Here is a 20,067-nt window from a genome sequence, read left to right on the forward strand (position 1 = left end):
AAGGAAGCCTGGAACGGGCGAAGACCAGCGTCGCCAGTTCCTGGCTGCTGAGGTCTCCCGGGATTTTCGCCCGCCGTGTCCGGTCCGGATGTCTCCCGGTCCGGCGGCGGCTCTCGGACCAGCCGCCGCTTCACGCGACGCGGAACCCTAGCCGCCAACTCATGCGCAAACCTATAGCCGCGCCCCCGACATCACGACAGCGCGAAATATAGACAGTCGCCGCCGCAAGATTAGGCGCGCGCCTGCGGCGTCTGGCGGCGGGGGGCGCGCGGATCGAAAGGCACGACGTTCGACCGCGCCTGCGCGGCCCGCGCGGCGCGCTTCAGCAGCTCCAGCCCGCCCATCGGCCGATCCGTCTCGGCCACGGACGGCGCCTCGCGCTCCAGCAGGTCGTCGATCCGGCCGCAGGCGTAGGCCGAGCGGAGTTCGCTGCGCAGGCTCATCGGGCGGCCTCCGTGCGCGCGGCGCGGCCGATCCGACCGGCGAAGCGGTCGGCCCGGGCCAGCAGCTTCTCCTCGTCCGCCTGGGCGACGAGGGTGTAGGCGACGTCCGCCACCTGCCAGTAGGCGGCGACGACGTCCTCGTCGATCCGCCGGACGACCGCCGCCTCCATGCCGAACGCCCCGGGGCGCACCGCATAGAACGACAGCAGGCCGAGGTCCGGGGTCTCCATCGCCATCTGGACGCTCGGCCCGTACTTGGACGGGAACACCTGGACGTCCGTCACCTTCCAGTCCTTGGGCAGCTTGGGAAGCACGATCGCGGTGGCGGCGCGGATCTCGGTGCGGTCGTAGTCCGGCGTCTCGACCTGAGACTCCATCTCCCCGCGCAGCAGCGCCGTCCGATGGGCCATGACGGCGTCGACCACATAGGCGGGCGGCTGGGGCGACGCGAACACCGCCCCGACCAGCAGCGGTCCGACGGAGGCGTTCGCGATCCAGCCGGCGCCGACGAGCAGCATGACCACCGCCGCGCGCCGCAGGTTCACGAACAGGCGCTGCCGCGAGCGCGCGCCCTCGAGCCGCCGCGCGAGCTTCAGGGTCTGCGCGCGCCTATCCGCCGGGGCCTGCGGTTCGCCGAAGGCGCAGCGCAGTTCGTCGCGCAGGCGCATGTCGGCCATCACCCGGCTCGCCAGCGGCGGGTGAGCGGCGAGATAGGCCTCGATCTCGATGCGGCGGCGCAGGTCGACCTGACCGTCCACATAGGCGTCGAGCTCGCCCTCCAGAATGGGATCAGGCGTCGATGCCATCGGTTCCTCTCACGATGCGAAGATGCTGGGGTCGTTTTTCCGGCTCCGCCGCCTCGATCCGCCGCAGCGCCTCGCGGGCGCGGGCGAGCCGCGACATCAGCGTGCCGACCGGCGCGCCGAGCACGTTCGCGGCGTCGGCGTAGGACAGGCCCTCGACGGCGACGAGATGGAGCGCGGCACGCTGCTCTTCCGGCAGGCTGGCGAACTGCTCGCGGATCTGCGCGAGCCGGACGACGTGGTCCTGCGCGGGCGCGTGGTGGTCGTCGGACGTCTCGCCCGCGCGGGCGATGCGCAGCAGCTCGGCCCGGCGGCTGCGCACGCCGTCGATGAAGACCGCGTGCAGGATCGCGAGCAGCCAGGGCCGCAGCTCCCGCTCGTCGTCGTAGCTCGCCCGCTTAGCGTAGGCGCGGACCAGCGCGTCCTGCACCAGGTCCTCGGCGTCGGCGGGGTCGCGCGTCAGCGTGAGCGCGTAGCGGCGCATGGCCGGCAACTGCGCGATCACGTCGAAGCGGGAAGAGCTGCTCGTCATGACAGGCTTACGGAGCCGCGGAGCTGTTTCATCCGCAGCATCGCGTATTTTTTTGCGCGCCGCCGCCCGTCGTCAGGCTCGCGCGTCGATCGCCTGCTCGAGGCCCCGGATCAGGGCCTGCACGTCGTAGGGCTTGCGGACGATCGGAACGCCCGAGAAAGCCTCGGGGATCATCGAGCGGTCGCCGTAACCGGTGGCGAAGACGAACGGGATGTCGCGCCGGACCAGCTCCTCGGCCACGGCGATCGACGTGCCGTCGCCCAGATTGACGTCGAGCACGGCGGCGTCCGGCGCATACTGCATGAGGTGGCGCAGCGCCTCGGCCGCCGAACCGCTGGTCGAGACGTTCGTCATGCCGCTGGCCGCGAGCATCGCTTCGACGTCCATCGCGATCAGCATCTGGTCCTCGACCAGCAGCAGGCGCATGTCGGCGAGCGGCGCGGCCCGCTGCGGCTCCGCGAACGGTTCGGCGATGTCCGCGCCGCGAACGCGGGAGTCCACCAGCGCGACATGCTTCGCGGGGATCAGGAGCCGCGCCACGACGCCGCTCGGCGGATACTCGACGGCGCTCTCCCCGCCGAGATCGTAAGGAATGCTGCGGTCAACCAGAACGGTGCCGAAGCCCTGCCGCCGCGGCGGCGACACCGGCGGCCCCCCGCTCTCGCGCCACAGAATTTCGCAGTCGCCGGCGGAGGTCCCGCTCCATGACACGTCCAGCCGCCCGCCGCGCCCGGACAGCGCGCCGTACTTCGCCGCGTTGGTCGACAGCTCGTGCAGCACCAGCGCAATCACCGAGAACGCCCGCGCGTCCAGCCAGAACTCAGGGCCGCTTGTCTCCACCGTCGAGCCCGGATCGCGATAGGGCGTCAGCTCCGCCGCGACCAGATCGGTCAACCGGCCGCCGCCGTCTCCGCGCACGATCTGATCGTGCGCATAGGCGAGCGCCTGGATCCGGCCCTTGAGCGAGGCGACGTAGTCCGCGATCGAACGGCCGTCTTGGGCGGGATGGCCGACAAGCGACTTGATGATCGCCAGGATGTTCTTGACGCGGTGGTTCAGCTCCTCGTTCAGCATGCGCTGGCGCAGATCCGCCTTGCTGCGCTCGTCGGCGAGCAGCTCGTTGTGCCGGAGAGCGATCTCGACCAGCGCGCTGCGGGCGGCCTCCGCGATCTCGCGGTCGTCGTCGGACCACGGCCGCGACTGGCCCCGGACGGTCTCCTTCCAGATCGCGAAGCTCTTGCGCGGCGTAAGGCGGTCGCCGAGAGGGCCCGTGCCGTAGACCTTCTCCGGATTGCCGGCCCAGTCGAGCGTCTGCACGATCTCCTTGCGGAAGAAGAACAGATAGTCGCGCGGGCGCTGGGAGAGCGGCACGGCCAGCATGCCGACGACCGAAGGACAGACCTCCTCCGCCTGCGGCAGCAACTGCCCGAGGGCGTGGGTGGCGAAGACCCGCCCCTCGGCGACCCCGCCGACGAACTGCGCGAGCTGCGGGGCGAAGGTCGCGGGCGGAGCCGCGCCGATCGACAGCCAGGCCCCGCCGAGCCAGAGCCCGACGCCGTCGCAGGGCATGAGCTGCCGGATGTCGTCGAGGCTCTCGCGCAGCGCCTCGCCGAGATCGGCGTGGTGCGAGGCGAGGCGCAGCACGCCGTCGAGGGCCGCGCGCGCCTTGGTCGCGGCGTCGAGCTTGCCGCGTTGCTTGAGGGCTTCGAGGTGCAGCGAGAAGAACTCGCCGAACATCTCGGCCGCCGACCGCTCGGCCATCGGCAGCACGCGCGGGCTGTAGTGGTGGCAGGCGATGAGGCCCCACAGCTCTCCGCCCACCACGACCGAGATCGACATCGAGGCCGCCACGCCCATGTTGCGGAGGTACTCGCAGTGGATCGGCGACACGCTGCGCAGATGCGCGAACGACAGGTCGAGCGGCTCGCCCGAGGCGTCGATCGCCGGCGCCAGCGGCACGCGCTCCCCCGAAGCGTCGGAGATCACGCGGATGGTGTTGCGCAGGTAGAGGGCGCGGGCCTGCTGGGGGATGTCGCTCGCCGGAAAGTACTGGCCGAAGAAGCTCTCGAGGTCCGGCCGTTTCGCTTCCGCGACCACACGCCCGGAGCCGTCGCGTTCGAGGTGATAGACCATGACGCGGTCGTAGCCGGTGACCGCCTTGACGAGCCGGGCCGCGTCCGGGACCAGCCGGCCCACATCGTCCAGCCCGCGGATGCGGCCGATCAGCATCCGCGCGAGATCGAGCGGCTGCCGCGCCTCGACGCTCGCCGGCTCGAACTCGATGATCGCGCTGGCGGCATGGGCGTGGACCGCCATGTCGAACATGCGCCCGCCAACCTCGACCGCGAACGCCAGCGCCGGCCGCGACGCGTCGCTCGCGAGCGTCAGCGCGTTCCGCACGAAATGGGCCGCCGCAGCGCCGATCACATCCGCGAGCTCGCGGCCGTTGAGATCGCCGGACGCGCCCAGCATCTCCGGCGCGTTCGCCGAATGGCGCAGCACCCGGGACGCGCTGGGATTGCACACGATCATGCAGCCGTGCGGCTGGATGCTCCCGGGGGTGTGGATCGGCTCCCGGTCGCAGTTGGTCAGATCGACCGTGGATGCGGCGGGCATCCGATCTCCTTCTCGATTGCTCGCCGCCCCCGCGACGCCCGAACGCGACCAGACCGCGCAACTAGGCTCCCGGGGTATATAGTTCCGTTTCCCTCCGGGAAAGGGCGCCCGGTTGCATCGGCGCCGCCTGGGAATCCAGCGGCTGAAACGTCCCGGGTTCATTGTTGCAGGCGGATTAACCGGAATTCACCCGTCGCCGGGCGGGCGTTAACCGTGACATTAACGATTTGATAACCGGCCGCGGGTCCATTAACCCCTCAGTAAGGACGCTGGCTGCTCGCGGGCGGCGTCCGGGAAGCTGAAGGGGGAACGCCAGCCGCCATGACGAAGTCCTTCGTCCGTGTCGTCGCGTCCGCGACCGTCGCTCTCGCCGCCGCAGCCTGCGCGCAGGCGCCGAAGCCCGCCGCCATCGTCAAGGTCAGCTACTCGGCGCAAGACCGCGACTGCCTCGCCCGGGCGATGTATTTCGAGTCCCACCGGGGCAGCGACGAGGGCATGCGCGCCGTCGGCACGGTGGTGGCGAACCGTGTGAAATCAGGCTCTTACGGCTCCACGGTGTGCGACGTGGTAGCCCAGAAAGGCCAGTTCGCGCCCGGCGTGATGACGAAGGCCATGGACGACAGCGGCGCCGAGCGCGCCCGCCGCGTGGCCGACGAGGTGCTGCAGGGCAAGCGCCATCCGGGCGTTCGGAACGCGATGTTCTTCCACACCGCCGGCCTGCGCTTCCCCTACCCCAACATGCATTACGTGCTGCTCGCCGGGGGCAACGCCTTCTACGAGAAGCGCAGCGTCGAGACCCAGGCGGACCTGCGCGAGAACGCCCGCTCCCGGGCGCTCGCGCTCGCCTTCGCCAAGACCGACCCGACCGCCGAAGCCAAACCGATCGTCGTGGCGTCCCTCTCCCCGCGCGAGGCTCCGCAGCCGCAGGAGCAGCGGGCGCCTCAGGCGCAGACCCCTGAGACGCCGGCGACCGTCGCCGTGACGACCACCGAGACGCCGTCCGCGCCGCCCGCTTTCGCGCCGATCCCCTTGCCGCCTCAGGCTTTTCCGACGCTCGCGGCGGAGCATCCGACGCAGCCGGCCCTGGCGCTGACGGCCGAAACGCGCTGACGCCAAAACTTTTCGCCTGAGCAGCGCAGGCGCTGTCGGCCCGGGGCATACTCGTCCGTCCTTGTGACGAAACGGGACCGCTCCGATGCTCTACGCGCTGCTCTGCTACCACTACGAGGACGTCGTCACCTCCTGGACCAAGGAGGAGGACGACGCCTGCATGGCCCGGCTCGATGTCGTGCACGAGAAGATCGCCCGCCAGGGCAAGCTCGGACCCGCCGCCCGGCTGATGCCGACCACCGCGGCGACCACGCTGCGCAAGGACAGCGATCCTCCGCTCGTCATCGACGGGCCGTTCGCGGAAACAAAGGAGCAGCTGCTCGGCTTCTACGTGGTCGATTGCGCCTCGCTCGACGAAGCGCTTGAGATCGCGCGCGATCTCGGCCGCGCCAACCCCGGCGGCTCGTACGAGATCAGGCCCGTCTCGCTCTTCAAGCCCGGCGCGCTCCCGACATGACGACCGACCTCGCCTGGATCGACAAGGCGCTGATCGCGGCGCGCCCGCAGGCGGTCGCGGCGCTGCTGCGCTACTTCCGGGACCTGGAGCTCGCGGAAGAGGCCTTTCAGGAGGCCTGCCTCAAGGCGCTCGCCGCCTGGCCCCGCAACGGCCCGCCGCGCGATCCGGCGGCCTGGCTCATCTTCGTCGGCCGCAACGCCGCGCTCGACGCCAAGCGACGCGACCGCCGCCTCGCCGCCCTGCCCGACGAAGACGCGATCTCCGATCTCGACGACGTCGAAGGCGATCTGGTCGAACGGCTCGATCAGGCCGATTACCGGGACGACATCCTCCGGCTTCTGTTCGTCTGCTGTCATCCCGATCTGCCGTCGACGCAACAGATCGCGCTCGCGCTTCGGGTCGTGTCGGGCCTCGCCGTGCGCCAGATCGCCCGGGCCTTCCTTGTCAGCGAAAGCGCCATGGAGCAGCGCATCACCCGCGCAAAAGCCCGCGTGGCGAAAGCCGGGACTCCGTTCGAGACGCCGTCCGCGATCGAGCGCGCGGAGCGGCTCACGACCGTCTCCGCCATGATCTATCTCGTCTTCAACGAGGGATACTCGGCCGGCGAAGCGACGAACGAGGCCCGCTCCGCGCTCTGCGCCGAGGCGATCCGGCTCGGGCGCCTGCTGATGAAGCTGTTTCCCGCCGAACCCGAGCTGATGGGGCTCTCGGCGCTGATGCTGCTGCAGCATTCCCGCGCGGCCGCGCGGTTCGACGCCCAAGGCGGCGTCGTGCTGCTGGAGGAGCAGGACCGCGCCTTGTGGGACCGGCGCATGATCGCCGAAGGCCTCGCCTTGATCGACAAGGCGATGCGGCGTCGGGCGCCCGGCCCCTATCAGATCCAGTCCGCGATCGCCGCGCTCCACGCCCAGGCCGCGTCCGCCTCGGACACCGACTGGCGCGGAATCGACCAGCTCTACGCCACGCTCGAACGGATGCAGCCCTCGCCTGTCGTCACGCTGAACCGCGCCGTCGCGGCCGCCAAGCTCGACGGCCCCGAAGCGGGCCTCGCGCTGATCGAGCCGCTTGCAGAAAAACTCTCAGGCTACTTCTACTATTTCGGCGTGCGCGGCGTTTTCCTGAAGCAGGCCAATCGTTTCGCCGAAGCCCGCGTGGCCTTCGACCGCGCGATCGCGCTCGCGAATTCGCCCGCCGAAGCCGCCCATATCCGGATGCATCTCGATCAGCTGACGTCCGAAACAGCGCCTCAGTAGGCGAACTCGCTGAAGGCCGGATCGACGCTTTCCTCCCACGGGCCGCCGTACTTCGCGAGCAGCTGATCGGCGAGCGTCGCCTTCTGCTCGACCACGCGATGCAGCGGCGCGAGATGGATACGCTCGTCCTCGCCGTAGAGATTGGGCCGCGCGCGGCGGGCGAGGCCGTCGTCGGCGAGCGCCAGCACGTCACGGGCCACTTCGAGCACCGACCGGTTGCGGATGCGGGCGGACAGGCCCTCGCGGGGGACGTCGTCGCGAAGCTTCTGGCGCTCGTCGGCGGTCCAGTGCTTCACGATCTCCCATGCGGCGTCGAGGCTTGCGTCGTCGTAGAGAACGCCGACCCAGAACGACGGCAGCGCGCAGATGCGTCCCGTCGGTCCGGAGTCCGCGCCGCGCATCTCGAGGTAGCGCTTCAGCCGCACCTCGGGGAAAATCGTGCTGAGGTGGTTCGCCCAGTCCGCGACGGTCGCGCGCTCGCCCGGAAGCTGCGGCAGCCGGCCCGCCAGCAGGTCGCGGAACGACGCGCCCGCCACGTCGTGGTAATGGTCGCCGCGTTTCACGAAATACATCGGCACATCAAGCGCATAGTCGACATAGCGCTCAAAGCCCATGCCGTCGTCGAACGCCCAGGGCAGCATGCCGGCGCGGGCGTTGTCGGTGTCGCGCCAGATCTCGGAGCGCGCAGACAGGAAACCGTTCGGCCGCCCTTCCGTGAACGGGGAGTTGGCGAACAGCGCGGTCGCGATCGGCTGCAGGGCCAAGCTCACCCGCAGCTTGCGGACCATGTCGGCCTCGCTGGAGAAGTCCAGGTTCACCTGCACCGTGGAGGTCCGGTACATCATGTCGAGGCCGCGCGAGCCGACCTTCGGCATGTAGCGGGTCATGATGCCGTAGCGGCCCTTGGGCATCACCGGCGTCTCCGCCAGCGTCCATTTCGGGCTCATGCCGAGCCCAAGGAAGCCGAGGCCGAGCGGCTCGGCCACCTGCCGCACCTGAGCGAGGTGGGCGTGCAGCTCGGAGCAGGTCTGGTGGATCGTCTCGAGCGGCGCGCCGGAGAGCTCGAACTGGCCGCCGGGCTCCAGGCTGATGGCGCCGCCGCCGGTCACGTCGAACAGGCCGATGATGCGGCCGGCCTCCATGATCGGCTCCCAGCCGAGCAGCATCTGCATCCCTTCGAGCAGGGCGCGGATGCCGTTCGGCCCTTCATAGGCGACCGGCGACAGGTCGGCCCGGCGGAACGGGAACTTCTCGTGCTCGGTCCCGATACGGAAGCTTTCGACCGGCTTGCAGCCGACCTCGAACCAGGAGACCAGCTCCTCGCGCGAGGTGATGAAGGTGGGATCGAGTTGGTCGCGGGCCATGACGGCTCCTGATCAGGCGAAGCCGCAGACAGTTAGGCGGTCGGATCGCAGGCGTAAAGCCGGTCCGCGCGCCGAACGTCAGGTCACGCCGAGGGTGCGGCTCGCGGGCAGCACCACGACCTGCGCTCCGGTCGAGACGCGTTCGTAGAGGTCGATGATGTCGTGGTTCAGCATGCGGACGCAGCCGGACGACATGGCGCGGCCGATCGAGCGCGGCGCGTTGGTGCCGTGGATGCGGTACATCGTGTCGCGTCCGCCCTGGTAGAGGTAGAGAGCGCGCGCGCCGAGCGGATTGTCGAGCCCGCCGGGCATGCCGCCGGCCCATTTCGCGTTCAGCGCGGGATCGCGCGAGATCATGTCGCGGGTGGGCGTCCAGGTCGGCCACTCGGCCTTGCGCTGGATGGTGGCGCGGCCGCTCCACTCCATGCCCTGCTTGCCGACGCCCACGCCGTAGCGCATGGCGCGGCCGCCGCCGAGCACGAGGTAGAGCAGGCGTGCGTCGGGATCGACGACGATGGTGCCGGCTTTCTCGCCGGTCGGATCCGTCATGCTGCGACGGAGCACGGCGGGGTGCAGGTTGCGCCAGTTGATGCCCGGCAGAGGGAACTTCTCGTCGGGCCGCGGCCCGTAGATGTCGTCGTAATTCGCGCCGTCGGGATCGATGAACGCCCTGACGTCGCGGAGCGAACCGCCGGCGCAGGCCGCGAGGCCTAGCGGCAGCAGCGAGACGAGCGCGCGCCGGGTGAGCTGGCGGGAGGCGGCGGGAGCGTCGTGACGCGACATGGGCGGGCCGTCCGTTCGTGTATGCGCAATGATCGACGGCCGCCGAGGCGGCCGTCCGGGTTTCGTCAGATGAAAAGGCGGAAGGGCGCGGCGCGCGCCGTCGAGGGCTGCGCGCCGGCCGGAATCACGCGCGGACGACCACGCGGGTGCCGAGCGGCACGCGGCTGTACAGGTCGATGACGTCCTGGTTCAGCATGCGGATGCAGCCGGACGAGACGGCCTTGCCGATCGAATAGGGCTCGATGGTGCCATGGATGCGGAACAGCGTGTCCTTGTCGCCCTGCCACAGCGCCATGGAGCGGGCGCCGAGCGGGTTGCCGGGGCCGCCGGGCATGCCGTTGGCGTAGGGACGGGCGTGCGGGTCGCGCGCCACCATCTCCGCCGGCGGGTGCCAGTCCGGCCATTCGAGCTTGCGGCGGATGTAGGCTTCGCCGTTCCAGGCGAAGCCCTGGCGGCCGACGCCGACGCCGTAGCGGATCGCCGTGCCGTCGTCCTGGACGAGGTAGAGGTGCCGCTCGCGCGGGTCGATCACGATTGTCCCGGCCGGCTCGCCGGTGGTGTTCGGAACCGTCTGCTTGAGGAACTTCGGGTCGATTCTCTGGAGGTTGACCGCCTTGATCGGGTACGGCTCGTCGGCGCCGACGGCGCCGTAGCGGCCCTCGTCGGACAGGCCCGAGCCGAAGGACGGCGCCGGCGTCAGCACGGGCGTCACCGTGACCGGAGCCGCCGCGTAGGGCATCGGGCTCGCCGTCGGCAGCGCCCGCGACTGCGAGCAGGCGGCCAGAGCGAGCGGCAGCGCCGCGAGAATCAACCGGCGCGACCAGAGCGCGGCCGAGGCGGCCGGAGCGTTCGAAACTGATGACATGGGAGGTATTCTTCGCATGACCCGCACATGCCGCCACGACCCGGCGGCTTCCTTAACGGCTATACGCCTCTCGACGTTCCGGCGGCATGCCAAGATCGCGAGCCGGCGGTCGATCCCGCCGCTGTGCGCTATTTCGGCAACTCCGCCGCGACGCGAACCACGCAATTCGAGGTTAATCGACCTGCAACCTCGGGTTAACAATCGCCCGAACAGGGTTAACAACGGGTTGACGACGCGGCCGCCGTTAACCCGGCGACGCGGGGCGAATTAACCTCGGCTGCGCTGGGCGGGTTAACCCGTCGCAGTCTGTGTTCAAAATGAGGCGTCGCCGTCCCGCGCCGCCTGAACAAGCGCCAGCGCCGCGACCGCGGCGGTGTCCGCGCGCAGGATCCGGGGGCCGAGCGACAGCCGGACCACCGACGGCAGCCTCAGCAACGCGGCGCGCTCGGCGGGGTCGAACCCGCCCTCCGGGCCGATCAGCACGCCGAGCGCGCCGGAGGCCCGGCCGCGGAGCGCGGCCATCGGATCGGCGACGTCGGCCGCCTCGTCGCAGAAGGCGAGCGGGACCTCCGCCGGCCAGGCCTCCAGCGCCTTCTCCAGCGGCTCGGGCTCCAGCACCTCGGGCGCCGAGATCACCCCGCACTGCTCCGCCGCCTCGACGACGTTGGCGCGCATCCGCTCGAGATTGACGCGGGCGGCCTGGGTCCGCCGCGTCAGCACCGGGCGCAGCCGGCCCACGCCCATCTCCACCGCCTTCTGGACCATGTAGTCGAGCCGGGCGTGCTTCAGCGGCGCGAACAGGTAGTCGACGCCTGTCGGCGGCGTCTGCGGCCGGGTCATCTCCTCGACGACGACCGTGACCCGCTTTTTCGCGACCTCCTCGGTCCTCGCCCGCCATTCGCCGTCGCGGCCGTTGAACAGCAGCAGCCCGTCGCCGGGCGCGAAGCGCAGCACGTTGCGGAGGTAGTTCGCCTGCGCGTCGCCGAGGTCGACGCTCGCGCCGGCGGCGAGGTCGGCCTCGACGAAGAGGCGCGTGGACGTGAAGTCGTAACGGGCGGACATGACGCCGTTCTTAGTCGACGCCGCTCACCGGCGCCACGCCCGCGCGATGAGATGGTCGAGCGACAGCGCGCCCGGCCCGCGCGCGATCACGAGCAGGAAGCAGGCGGCCCAGACGCCGTGGGTCGGCCAGGCGTCGGGATAGACGAAGATCTCGATGACGAGCGTCATGCCGAGCAGCGCGAGCGCCGCGAACCGGCTGGCGAAGCCGATCACCAGCAGCAGCGGGAACAGATGCTCGGCGACCGCCGCCGCATAGGCCGCGATCGTCGGATCGACCAAAGGAAGGCGGTACTCCTCCTGGAACAGGAAGACCGCGCTGTCGGACAGGCCGAAGCCGCTGACCTTGGTCTGGCCGGACCGCCAGAACACCGCGGCGGGGAAGACGCGGGCCGCGAGCGCCAGCGCCGAATAGGGAATGCGCTCGAACAGCGCGATCGCGGCCTCGACGGCGCGGGCGATCCCGGAGGCCGGCGCAGGGCCCACGACCTCGGGCGAAACGGCGCGAGGCGCCGCGGTCGGAGCGTTGGTCATGGGATGCGCCCTCCCCGGCGCGGTCGGGCCGCCGTCACGGCGACCACGAGGCCGGCCCCGATCAGGCCGGCGAGGTTGAGGGTGAGGTCGAAGCCGGCGTCGTCCGCGCCCGCGAACCGCGCCGCGGCGCCGAGGCTCCGGCCGGCGGCGAGCGCGCCGAGGAAGGCCGCGCCTCCCGCCGGCAGCCGGCGCACGACGACGTCGAGCGCGGGCCGGACGACGAGCGCGTCCTCGGGCGTCCAGTCGACGATCGGGGCGAGCTCGCGCTCGCCGGCGTTCATCGCCCAGATCGTCAGCGCGGGATAAGCGGAGCGCACGATCTCGAGCGAAGGGTGAAGCGTGACGTGGAGCCGCGCCAGCTCCTCCGGGCGCACGGCCGCGAACCGTTCGGGCCCCAGCGGCTCGGCGTCGGCGGCGTGATAGGCGCGGGTGCGCGCCGCCTCGATCCGCATGACGTCGGCGACGTAAGGCGCGCTCGCGAGCGCAGGAACCGCGGCGGCGAAATCCGCCAGGCCGTCGCCATAGGCCATCATCACGGCCGAACGCGGCGGATGCTCGCGCGCATAGGCGCCCGCCAGTTCGGCGAAGAAGGCGTCGCCGACGATGCGCCGGCTGGCCGGGAACCGCGTCTCCAGCGCGGCGCGGAGCGACGCGGCGACGTTGTTGCGGTAGACCGCGAAGCGTCGCTCCGGGGCCCCGCCGCGCGAGAGCGCGAGGTCGGGAGGAAGCGCGGCCGCCGGATCGCGCAGCGCCGCGGCGAAGCGGGACTGGACGGCCGCGCCCATCTCAGGCCGCCTCGTCATGGGCGGCCGTGACCAGAAGGCTCCGGGCGCGCTCCGCCTCGGCGCGCAGCACGGGCCACGCCGGCACGTCGTTGTCCCACTCGATCAGCGTCGGCAGCGGCCCGGCGCGGCGGAGGACGTGAAGATAGAGCGCCCAGACCGGGTCCGGCACGACGGCGCCATGGGCGTCGATCAGCAGCGGCGCGCCGGCGTCGTCCGTGGTCTCCGCATGGCCCGCAAGATGGATCTCGCCCACGTCGGCGAGGGGAAAGGCGTCGACATAGGCTTCGGGCGAGGCCCCGTGATTGACGGCGGAGACCAGCACGTTGTCGAGGTCGAGCAGCAGCCCGCAGCCGGCGCGGCGGGCGACGGCGTCAAGGAACGCGGTCTCCGGAATGTCGCTTTCGGCGAAGGCGACATAGGTCGCCGGGTTTTCGAGCAGCATGCGCCGGCCGAGCGCGTCCTGCGTCTGCTCCACATGGGCGACGACCCGGTCCAGCGTCTCGGCGGTGTAGGGCAGCGGCAGCAGGTCGTTGAGGAACGCGCCCGCATGGGTCGACCAGGCGAGATGCTCGGAGAAGCTCTCCGGCTCGTAGCGGTCGCACAGCGCCTTCAGCCGGGCGAGGTGCTCGCGGTCGAGCGGATCGGCGCCGCCAATGGACAGGCCGACGCCGTGAAGGGACAGCGCGTGGTCGCGGCGCAGCCGGCCGAGCCGGGCGTGCGGCGGCCCGCCGGCGCCCATGTAGTTCTCGGCGTGGACCTCGAAGAAGCCGTCGAACGGCCGGTCGGCGAGGATGTCGTCGAAATGCTCCGGCTTGAAGCCGACGCCGGGCAGCGCCGGCAGCCGGACGGGGAGCGGCGAACGCAGGGCCATGGCGGCGCCTCCTTGGCGGCCGGGCCCTTGTCCCCGCGCCCTCGCGCGGGCGGCGGGGACAAGGAACGCGACGCGGTTACGACTTGAGGGGGGTGAGCGAACCCATGCCGGACGGCGTCTTCATCGTGACGCAGGTGCCGGCGGGAACGGCCTTCCAGGCGTTGCCCTGATAGTCCACCTTGGAGGTCCCGGCGCAGGTCGTGCCCGCGCCCGCGGCGCAGTCGTTCTGGCCCTTGAGGGCGACGCCGTAGCACTTCTCCTTGCCGGCCATCTTGTCCTCGGCGAAGGCCGGCATGGCGACGGCTGCGAGGGCGGCGGCGAAGGAGCCGGCGAGCGCGACGTTGACGGTGCGGCGATTCATGATCTTGTCCTCCTGAGGATCAGGCGAGCCCTCATCGGCCCGCGTTCAGGAGTTCGCGTGGAGCTGCGGGCCCGTTACGTCTTCACGCTAAAAAAAACGTTGGGAAATGAGGCGCTTGAAGCGTGTAACGCTTCGCCGCCCGGCTGCGTAAAGAGCCAGAGGGAGGCTGCGTGAACGAAAGGGAGGGCGACTGGGCGGCATGGCTCGCGGCGGCGGAAGCCGGCGACGCCTCGTCCTATCGGCGGCTGCTCGAAGAACTCGCCGGCTTCCTGCGCGGCGTGCTCCGGCGGCGAGCCTCGGCCTACCGGCTCGGCTCGGACGACGTGGAGGACGCGCTTCAGGAGGCGCTGCTCGCGATCCACCTGAAGCGCGGCACATGGGATCCCGCGCAGCCGGTCGGCCCATGGGCCGCGACGATCGCGCGGAACAAACTGATCGACTCGCTGAGGCGCCGCGGACGGCGCGTCGACGTGCCGATCGACGAACTGGCGGAGGTCCTGCCCGCGCCCGCGGAGGACGACGGGCTGACGCCGCGTGAAACCGAGAAGCTGATCGGCGTGCTCAAGGGCCGGCAGCACGATGTGGTGAAGGCTATCTCGCTCGACGGCGACGACATCCGCTCGACCGCCGCGAGATACGGAATGAGCGAAGGGGCCGTGCGCGTCGCCCTGCATCGCGGGCTCAGCGCGCTGTCCGCCGCCTACAGGAGCTTCAGGGAATGAGGACCGACCAGCTTATCGGAGCGCTTGCGCAGGACGCGGCCACGCCGCCCGTCCGGCTGACGCGCGTCTTCGCGCTGGCGACCCTCGCCGCGGTCGTCGCCGCAGGGCTCGTCTTCATGATCCAGCTCGGGCCCCGGCCCGACTTCATGGCCTCCCTCGGCACGCTGCGCTTTCCGTTCAAGTTCGTGGTGACGACGGCCTTCGCCGCGGCCGCCGCCGCGCTCGTGCTCCGCCTGTCGCGGCCGGCGGCCCCGACCGGGCCGGCGAAGGCGGCGCTGGGCGCGGCGCTGACCCTGCTGGCGCTCGGCCTCGCCGCCGAGCTCAACATGACGCCGGAGGCGAGCTGGGCGGCCCGCATGATCGGCCGCAACGCGCTGGTGTGCCTGACCTACATCCCGCTGATCGCGGCGGCGCCGCTCGGCCTGCTGCTCGTCGCGCTCAGGCGCGGCGCGCCGTCCTCGCCCGCCGCCGCTGGGGCCGCAGCCGGTCTGCTCGCAGGCGCCATCGCCGCGACCTTCTACGCCGCGCATTGCACAGACGACTCGCCGCTGTTCGTGGCCGTCTGGTACTCGGCCGCGGTCGCGATCGTCACCTGCGCCGGCGCCGTTCTCGGCGGCCGGCTGTTGCGGTGGTGAAGGCCTCGCCGGCCCGCTGAGGCTTCGGGCCGGCGGGACGCCGCGGCCGTCCGGTTCTGGTTGGCCTGCGGCGGCGCGCAGGCTACCTCTGGGCGTCCCGACGCCGAGCCCGCCGCCCCATGACGTCACGCGCCCCGCGCCCGCTTCTCCCCGCCGCGATCATCCTCGCCGCCGCGCTCTCCGCGCCCTCCCCAGCGTTCGCCGCGGCAGCCGACGGCCATGTGGACGGCGCCGGGCTGTCGCTGGTCTGGACGCTGCCGCTCCTCGGCATGCTGCTGTCGATCGCGATCCTGCCGCTCGCGGCCCCGCGTCTCTGGCACCACCACTATGGCAAGATCGCCGCCGGCTGGGCGCTGGCGCTGCTCGCGCCGTTCGCGCTCGTCGAAGGTCCCGGCCCGGTCGGGACCGAACTCGTCCACGCGGCGCTCGGCGAATACGTCCCGTTCGTGATCCTGCTGTTCTCGCTGTTCACGATCTCGGGCGGCATTCTGGTCGCCGGCAACCTTCACGGCACGCCCGCGCTCAACACGACGCTGCTCGCCGTCGGCACGCTGCTCGCGAGCGTGATCGGCACCACCGGCGCCTCGATGGTGCTGATCCGGCCGCTGCTCAGGGCGAACGACCACCGCCGGCGCAACGCCCATGTGGTGATCTTCTTCATTTTCCTGGTCTCGAACATCGGCGGCTCGCTGACGCCGCTCGGCGACCCGCCGCTGTTCCTCGGCTTCCTGCGGGGCGTCGACTTCTTCTGGACCACGACCCACATGGCCAAGGAGACCGCGGTTCTGGTCGCGATCCTGCTGCCGGGCTTCTACCTGCTCGACCGCTGGTTCTTCTCGCGCGAGCCGGCGATCCCGAAGCCCGATCCGACGCCGGACAGCCGGCTCGCGCTGAAGGGGCTGCGGAACCTGCCGCTGCTCGCCGGCGTGATCGCCGCGATCCTGATGAGCGGGCTGTGGGATTCCGGCGTCGTGTTCGACGTGTTCGGGACCAAGGTCACGCTGCAGGCGCTCGCCCGCGACGTGATCCTGGTCGGGCTCGCGCTGGTCTCGCTGAAGATCACGCCGGCGGAGCTGCGCGAGCGCAACGGCTTCGACTGGGAGCCGATCCGCGAGGTCGCCAAGCTGTTCGCGGCGATCTTCACCACGCTGATCCCGGCGCTGCTGATCCTGAAGGCGGGAACCGAGGGCGCGGCGGCGCCGCTGATCGCGCTGGTCTCGCGGCCCGACGGCGCCCCGAGCGACGCCACCTATTTCTGGCTCACCGGCCTGCTGTCGAGCGTGCTCGACAACGCCCCGACCTATCTCGTGTTCTTCAACCTCGCCGGCGGCGACGCCACAGAGCTGATGGGGCCGCTCGCCTCGACGCTCGTCGCGATCTCCGGCGGCGCGGTGTTCATGGGCGCGCTCACCTATGTGGGCAACGCGCCCAACTTCATGGTGCTCGCGATCGCGAAGAGCCGCGGCGTCGCGATGCCGAGCTTCTTCGGCTACATGGTCTGGTCCTGGGGCGTGCTCGGCCCCTGCTTCGTGCTGCTGACGCTGTTGTTCTTCGATTGGTGAGGGGCGGACGGCTTCAGAATCACGTCCGGGCGCGAAACGAGCGCGTCGCCTCAAGCGGTTTACCGGACGTTATCGGAATCCGGCGAAGTTAGCGGACGATCCTTTTTTCGGCGCGTGTGTGTCGAAAGGGTCGCCGCGGGCGGCGCGTGATTGCCGGCCGCGATGGCCTGAGCCGCGTTCGGCGCCCCCGCGCCGAGGCCGGGCCGCGGAGCAGACGACATGCGTTCAAGGTCGCCGGGCCTCACCCTCGCCGTCGCAGCGGCGCTCGCCCTCATCCTCGCCGGCTGCTCGTCCAGCCCTCGCGTCAAGAAGGTCAAGACCGGCGCGGTCTCGTACCAGACGGTCAGCCTGATGCGCGAGAACGACATGCCGCGCCAGGCGCCGATACTGATCCGGGTCTACAAGCAGGAGGCGGTGCTGGAGGTCTGGAAGCAGGAGCGCAACGGCCGCTACGGCCTGCTGCGCTCCTACGAGATCTGCCGCTTCTCCGGCAAGCTCGGCCCCAAGCTGCGCGAGGGCGACCGGCAGGCGCCGGAGGGCTTCTACGCCATCACCGCGGGCGGGCTGAACCCCTACTCGCGCAACCACCTCGCCTTCAACATCGGCTTCCCCAACGCCTTCGACCGCTCGCTCGGCCGCACCGGCAGCCATCTGATGGTGCATGGCGGCTGCAAGTCGGTCGGCTGCTACGCCATGACCCACAAGAACATGCACGAGATCTATGCGCTGGTGCGCGAGGCGCTGCTGAGCGGCCAGAGCGCGGTGCCGTTCCAGGCGTTCCCCTTCCGCATGACCGACGCGAACATGGCGCGGCACGCCGACAACCCGAACATGCCGTTCTGGGCCATGCTCAAGGAAGGCCACGACATCTTCGACGCGACCGCCCGCCCGCCGCAGGTGGCGGCCTGCGGCGGGCGCTACGGCTTCGCGCGCCCGCCCCGTCCGGGCGAGCCGCCGGCCTCGAGCGAGGAGATCTGCGCCAACGCCTCCTACGCCCGCGGCGGCGACGTCGGCGGCGCGTACATGGACGCCGCCTACGCCCCGCCCCCCGACGACGGCATGATGGCCGTGCGCTGACGCCATAGGGCGCAAGGTGGCGCCGCGGCGCGAAACGCGGTATCAGGGCGGCCACACGCAAGATCGGGCCAAATCCGGCGAAGAGACGCCGCGGACGACAACCGTCCGCGGCGTCTCTTCGCGTTGTCCGCCCGCCGTTCGAAAAGCGATCCGCCTTTGTCCATGACCGACCTCGCCGCCCCGCTCGCACGCGCGCTCGACGCCCGCGGCTATGCGGAGCTCACGCCCGTCCAGAACGCGGTTCTGGCCGAGGGCCTCGAGGCGCGCGACCTGCTGGTCTCGGCCCAGACCGGCTCCGGAAAGACGGTGGCCTACGGCCTCGCCATGGGCGGGACGCTGCTCGACGGCGCGGAGTTCCTCGGCGAGGCCGGCCGCCCGGTCGCCCTGGTGGTGGCGCCGACCCGCGAGCTCGCCATGCAGGTGGAGCGCGAGCTGCGCTGGCTCTACGCCGAGGCGCGCGGCCGGGTCACGGCCTGCGTCGGCGGCATGGACCCGCGCGCGGAGCGGCGGCGGCTGGAGCTCGGAACCCACATCGTGGTCGGCACGCCGGGCCGGCTGCGCGACCATATCGAACGCGGCGCGCTCGACCTTTCGGGGCTGAAGGCCGCCGTGCTGGACGAGGCCGACGAGATGCTCGACCTCGGCTTCCGCGAGGACCTCGAATTCATCCTCGAGGCCGCGGCGCCGAAGCGGCGGACGCTGCTGTTCTCCGCCACGCTGCCGCAGGACATCATCGCGATCACCCGCCGCTTCCAGCGCGACGCCGCCCGCATCGAGATCGCGGGCGCGACCCGCGCCCACGCCGACATCGAGCACCGCGCCGTCCGCGTGCATCCGCGCGAGTCCGGCCATGTGGTGGTGAACCTGCTGCGGCAGTTCGACTCCGAGGCCGCGATCGTGTTCTGCGCCACCCGCGAGAGCGTGCGCCGGCTGCACGCCACGCTCGCCGAGCGCGGCTTCGACGCGGTGTCGCTGTCGGGCGAACTCAGCCAGAACGAGCGCAACCGCGCGCTGCAGGCGCTGCGCGACGGACGCGCCAAGGTCTGCGTCGCGACCGACGTCGCCGCCCGCGGCATCGACCTGCCGAAGCTCGGCCTCGTCATCCACGCCGAGCTGCCGCACGACGCCGAGATCTTCCAGCACCGCAGCGGCCGCACCGGCCGCGCGGGCCGCAAGGGCGTCAGCGTCCTGCTGGTCCCAACCTCGCGGCGGCGCAAGGCCGAGACCCTGATGGTCGACGCCGGCGTGACCCCGATCTGGAGCGGCCCGCCCACGGCGGAAGAGATCCGCGCGCTCGACCAGGAGCGGCTGCTGGCCTCGCCCGCGCTCACCGATCCGGCGACCGACGAGGATCTCGCGCTGGCGCAGGCCTTCGCCGCCCGGCTGACGCCCGAGCAAATGGCGGTCGCGCTGGCGCGGCTCCACCGCGCCCACCTGCCGGCGCCGGAAGAGGTCAGCGATCCCGGCGAGCGTCCCGCCGTGGTCCGCAAGGGCGCCGGCGCCGACCGTTTCGAGCGCGCCGGCTCCGAGCCCCGCGCGCCGCGCGGGCCGTTCGGCGAGGGCGTGTGGTTCCGGCTCGCCGTCGGCCGCAAGCAGAACGCCGATCCCAAATGGCTGCTGCCGCTGATCTGCCGCCGCGGCGGGGTGACCCGCGACGACATCGGCGCGATCCGCATCTTCGACGGCGAGACCAAGGTCGAGATCGCCGCCGCGGCCGCGGAGAGCTTCGCCGCGATGGCGCTCGGCGCCGAGAAGGGCGACGTCGCGATCTCCCGCGCCGAGGCGCCCGGCGCGCGCGAGCCCGGCCCCCGCAAGGCCCCCCGCCCGCGCTTCGACGCGCAGAAGTTCGACCGTCCCCGGCAGGACCGGCCGGACTACGGCTCCAAGCCGGGCTACGACCCGATGAACGCGGCCTCCGCGCGCGAGCCCGCCGCCCGGGCGCCCGCGCCTTACGTGAAGCGCCCCCGTTCTGACGCGCCAAGCGAGACGCAGGGCGCGCGGACCTTCCGCGACAAGCCCGCCCACGGCCACCACGGCGCCGCGACGCGCGACCGTCCGCGGCCGGAGCGGCCGTCCGGCCCGCGCAAGCCGACCGGCGGCCCCGCCAAGAAGCCGCATCGCGGCCGCCGCTTCGCCGACGGCTGACACGCGCTTTCTCTGGGGACGACGGCGCGGCGGCGTGGACTTGTGCGCCGCGATCGCGGACCGTCCCCTCCCCTGACACGGCGACGGGAG

The 20,067-nt window shown here is 71.5% G+C and carries 20 protein-coding genes and 1 riboswitch; of the genes, 8 read left to right on the forward strand and 12 right to left on the reverse strand.

What is annotated here, in order from left to right; translation table 11 throughout:
- Nucleotides 1–52 precede the first annotated feature (52 nt).
- Nucleotides 53–162, reverse strand: a riboswitch (guanidine-I (ykkC/yxkD leader).
- 68 nt (nucleotides 163–230) lie between these two features.
- The 4 genes from ACFSCV_RS14810 to ACFSCV_RS14825 form a co-directional block, all read right to left on the reverse strand.
- The gene (locus ACFSCV_RS14810; protein ID WP_378800342.1) at nucleotides 231–443 is read right to left on the reverse strand and encodes a hypothetical protein; all 213 of its coding nucleotides are present in this window, start codon (nucleotides 441–443) and stop codon (nucleotides 231–233) included.
- Nucleotides 440–1,249, reverse strand: coding sequence for an anti-sigma factor family protein (locus tag ACFSCV_RS14815; RefSeq protein WP_378800343.1), 810 nt, complete (start codon nucleotides 1,247–1,249; stop codon nucleotides 440–442). Before ACFSCV_RS14815 ends, ACFSCV_RS14810 begins: the two co-directional genes overlap by 4 nt.
- Entirely contained in the window at nucleotides 1,233–1,778 is a 546-nt protein-coding gene (locus tag ACFSCV_RS14820; RefSeq protein ID WP_378800344.1) for a sigma-70 family RNA polymerase sigma factor, read from the reverse strand. The genes ACFSCV_RS14815 and ACFSCV_RS14820 overlap by 17 nt, the downstream gene beginning before the upstream one ends.
- A 72-nt stretch (nucleotides 1,779–1,850) precedes the next feature.
- Nucleotides 1,851–4,394, reverse strand: coding sequence for an HWE histidine kinase domain-containing protein (locus ACFSCV_RS14825; RefSeq protein WP_378800345.1), 2,544 nt, complete (start codon nucleotides 4,392–4,394; stop codon nucleotides 1,851–1,853).
- A gap of 321 nt (nucleotides 4,395–4,715) precedes the next feature.
- On the opposite strand from ACFSCV_RS14825, the gene ACFSCV_RS14830 reads away from it, so the two are divergent.
- From ACFSCV_RS14830 to ACFSCV_RS14840, 3 genes are all read left to right on the forward strand, one after another.
- A complete protein-coding gene (locus tag ACFSCV_RS14830) occupies nucleotides 4,716–5,504 on the forward strand; it encodes a cell wall hydrolase (protein WP_378800346.1) in 789 nt (262 codons plus the stop codon).
- 85 nt (nucleotides 5,505–5,589) lie between these two features.
- Nucleotides 5,590–5,961, forward strand: coding sequence for a YciI family protein (locus ACFSCV_RS14835; RefSeq protein WP_271199153.1), 372 nt, complete (start codon nucleotides 5,590–5,592; stop codon nucleotides 5,959–5,961).
- The gene (locus tag ACFSCV_RS14840; protein ID WP_378800347.1) at nucleotides 5,958–7,214 is read left to right on the forward strand and encodes an RNA polymerase sigma factor; all 1,257 of its coding nucleotides are present in this window, start codon (nucleotides 5,958–5,960) and stop codon (nucleotides 7,212–7,214) included. The genes ACFSCV_RS14835 and ACFSCV_RS14840 overlap by 4 nt, the downstream gene beginning before the upstream one ends.
- On the opposite strand, the gene ACFSCV_RS14845 is transcribed toward ACFSCV_RS14840, so the two are convergent.
- The 8 genes from ACFSCV_RS14845 to ACFSCV_RS14880 all read right to left on the reverse strand — a co-directional run bounded on the left by ACFSCV_RS14845 (nucleotide 7,208) and on the right by ACFSCV_RS14880 (nucleotide 13,836).
- Entirely contained in the window at nucleotides 7,208–8,578 is a 1,371-nt protein-coding gene (locus ACFSCV_RS14845; RefSeq protein WP_378800348.1) for a glutamate--cysteine ligase, read from the reverse strand. The two genes, ACFSCV_RS14840 and ACFSCV_RS14845, sit on opposite strands and share 7 nt — an antisense overlap.
- Before the next feature lie 78 nt (nucleotides 8,579–8,656).
- Complete coding sequence (locus ACFSCV_RS14850; protein ID WP_378800349.1) at nucleotides 8,657–9,361, reverse strand: L,D-transpeptidase; 705 nt, start codon at nucleotides 9,359–9,361, stop codon at nucleotides 8,657–8,659.
- 124 nt (nucleotides 9,362–9,485) lie between these two features.
- Complete coding sequence (locus ACFSCV_RS14855; protein ID WP_378800350.1) at nucleotides 9,486–10,226, reverse strand: L,D-transpeptidase; 741 nt, start codon at nucleotides 10,224–10,226, stop codon at nucleotides 9,486–9,488.
- Nucleotides 10,227–10,538: 312 nt separating this feature from the next.
- Nucleotides 10,539–11,288, reverse strand: coding sequence for a 16S rRNA (uracil(1498)-N(3))-methyltransferase (locus ACFSCV_RS14860; RefSeq protein WP_378800351.1), 750 nt, complete (start codon nucleotides 11,286–11,288; stop codon nucleotides 10,539–10,541).
- Between the two features lie 24 nt (nucleotides 11,289–11,312).
- The gene (locus ACFSCV_RS14865) at nucleotides 11,313–11,819 is read right to left on the reverse strand and encodes a DoxX family protein (RefSeq protein ID WP_378800352.1); all 507 of its coding nucleotides are present in this window, start codon (nucleotides 11,817–11,819) and stop codon (nucleotides 11,313–11,315) included.
- The gene (locus ACFSCV_RS14870) at nucleotides 11,816–12,604 is read right to left on the reverse strand and encodes an HvfC/BufC family peptide modification chaperone (RefSeq protein ID WP_378800353.1); all 789 of its coding nucleotides are present in this window, start codon (nucleotides 12,602–12,604) and stop codon (nucleotides 11,816–11,818) included. Before ACFSCV_RS14870 ends, ACFSCV_RS14865 begins: the two co-directional genes overlap by 4 nt.
- Before the next feature lies 1 nt (nucleotide 12,605).
- Entirely contained in the window at nucleotides 12,606–13,475 is an 870-nt protein-coding gene (gene bufB, locus ACFSCV_RS14875) for an MNIO family bufferin maturase (RefSeq protein ID WP_378800354.1), read from the reverse strand.
- 76 nt (nucleotides 13,476–13,551) lie between these two features.
- On the reverse strand, nucleotides 13,552–13,836 hold the full coding sequence (locus ACFSCV_RS14880) for a BufA1 family periplasmic bufferin-type metallophore (protein WP_378800355.1): 285 nt from the start codon (nucleotides 13,834–13,836) through the stop codon (nucleotides 13,552–13,554).
- A gap of 170 nt (nucleotides 13,837–14,006) precedes the next feature.
- Between ACFSCV_RS14880 and ACFSCV_RS14885 the strand changes: the two genes are divergently transcribed.
- The 5 genes from ACFSCV_RS14885 (at nucleotide 14,007) to ACFSCV_RS14905 (ending at nucleotide 19,977) form a co-directional block, all read left to right on the forward strand.
- Nucleotides 14,007–14,558, forward strand: a complete 552-nt coding sequence (locus ACFSCV_RS14885) for a sigma-70 family RNA polymerase sigma factor (RefSeq protein ID WP_378800356.1) — start codon at nucleotides 14,007–14,009, stop codon at nucleotides 14,556–14,558.
- Complete coding sequence (locus ACFSCV_RS14890; protein WP_378800357.1) at nucleotides 14,555–15,193, forward strand: NrsF family protein; 639 nt, start codon at nucleotides 14,555–14,557, stop codon at nucleotides 15,191–15,193. Before ACFSCV_RS14885 ends, ACFSCV_RS14890 begins: the two co-directional genes overlap by 4 nt.
- A gap of 119 nt (nucleotides 15,194–15,312) precedes the next feature.
- A complete protein-coding gene (locus ACFSCV_RS14895; protein WP_378800358.1) occupies nucleotides 15,313–16,755 on the forward strand; it encodes a sodium:proton antiporter in 1,443 nt (480 codons plus the stop codon).
- A gap of 219 nt (nucleotides 16,756–16,974) precedes the next feature.
- Nucleotides 16,975–17,832 (forward strand): hypothetical protein, encoded by an 858-nt coding sequence (locus tag ACFSCV_RS14900; protein ID WP_378800359.1) that lies wholly within the window; start codon nucleotides 16,975–16,977, stop codon nucleotides 17,830–17,832.
- Nucleotides 17,833–17,994: 162 nt separating this feature from the next.
- Entirely contained in the window at nucleotides 17,995–19,977 is a 1,983-nt protein-coding gene (locus ACFSCV_RS14905; protein ID WP_378800360.1) for a DEAD/DEAH box helicase, read from the forward strand.
- The last annotated feature ends 90 nt before the right edge of the window (nucleotides 19,978–20,067 follow it).

It is taken from the genome of Methylopila henanensis (genome assembly GCF_042681025.1).
In the GTDB taxonomy this organism is placed as follows: Bacteria; Pseudomonadota; Alphaproteobacteria; order Rhizobiales; family Methylopilaceae; genus Methylopila; species Methylopila henanensis.

Coding starts and splice junctions, on each gene's coding strand:
- ACFSCV_RS14835 (WP_271199153.1), top strand. CDS start 5,590: ATGCTCTACGCGCTGCTCTGCTACCACTACGAGGACGTCGTCACCTCC.
- ACFSCV_RS14850 (WP_378800349.1), bottom strand. CDS start 9,361: ATGTCGCGTCACGACGCTCCCGCCGCCTCCCGCCAGCTCACCCGGCGC.
- ACFSCV_RS14895 (WP_378800358.1), top strand. CDS start 15,313: ATGACGTCACGCGCCCCGCGCCCGCTTCTCCCCGCCGCGATCATCCTC.
- ACFSCV_RS14855 (WP_378800350.1), bottom strand. CDS start 10,226: ATGTCATCAGTTTCGAACGCTCCGGCCGCCTCGGCCGCGCTCTGGTCG.
- ACFSCV_RS14815 (WP_378800343.1), bottom strand. CDS start 1,249: ATGGCATCGACGCCTGATCCCATTCTGGAGGGCGAGCTCGACGCCTAT.
- ACFSCV_RS14890 (WP_378800357.1), top strand. CDS start 14,555: ATGAGGACCGACCAGCTTATCGGAGCGCTTGCGCAGGACGCGGCCACG.
- ACFSCV_RS14840 (WP_378800347.1), top strand. CDS start 5,958: ATGACGACCGACCTCGCCTGGATCGACAAGGCGCTGATCGCGGCGCGC.
- ACFSCV_RS14870 (WP_378800353.1), bottom strand. CDS start 12,604: ATGGGCGCGGCCGTCCAGTCCCGCTTCGCCGCGGCGCTGCGCGATCCG.
- ACFSCV_RS14845 (WP_378800348.1), bottom strand. CDS start 8,578: ATGGCCCGCGACCAACTCGATCCCACCTTCATCACCTCGCGCGAGGAG.
- ACFSCV_RS14820 (WP_378800344.1), bottom strand. CDS start 1,778: ATGACGAGCAGCTCTTCCCGCTTCGACGTGATCGCGCAGTTGCCGGCC.
- ACFSCV_RS14860 (WP_378800351.1), bottom strand. CDS start 11,288: ATGTCCGCCCGTTACGACTTCACGTCCACGCGCCTCTTCGTCGAGGCC.
- ACFSCV_RS14825 (WP_378800345.1), bottom strand. CDS start 4,394: ATGCCCGCCGCATCCACGGTCGATCTGACCAACTGCGACCGGGAGCCG.
- ACFSCV_RS14810 (WP_378800342.1), bottom strand. CDS start 443: ATGAGCCTGCGCAGCGAACTCCGCTCGGCCTACGCCTGCGGCCGGATC.
- ACFSCV_RS14900 (WP_378800359.1), top strand. CDS start 16,975: ATGCGTTCAAGGTCGCCGGGCCTCACCCTCGCCGTCGCAGCGGCGCTC.
- ACFSCV_RS14865 (WP_378800352.1), bottom strand. CDS start 11,819: ATGACCAACGCTCCGACCGCGGCGCCTCGCGCCGTTTCGCCCGAGGTC.
- ACFSCV_RS14830 (WP_378800346.1), top strand. CDS start 4,716: ATGACGAAGTCCTTCGTCCGTGTCGTCGCGTCCGCGACCGTCGCTCTC.
- ACFSCV_RS14880 (WP_378800355.1), bottom strand. CDS start 13,836: ATGAATCGCCGCACCGTCAACGTCGCGCTCGCCGGCTCCTTCGCCGCC.
- bufB (WP_378800354.1), bottom strand. CDS start 13,475: ATGGCCCTGCGTTCGCCGCTCCCCGTCCGGCTGCCGGCGCTGCCCGGC.
- ACFSCV_RS14905 (WP_378800360.1), top strand. CDS start 17,995: ATGACCGACCTCGCCGCCCCGCTCGCACGCGCGCTCGACGCCCGCGGC.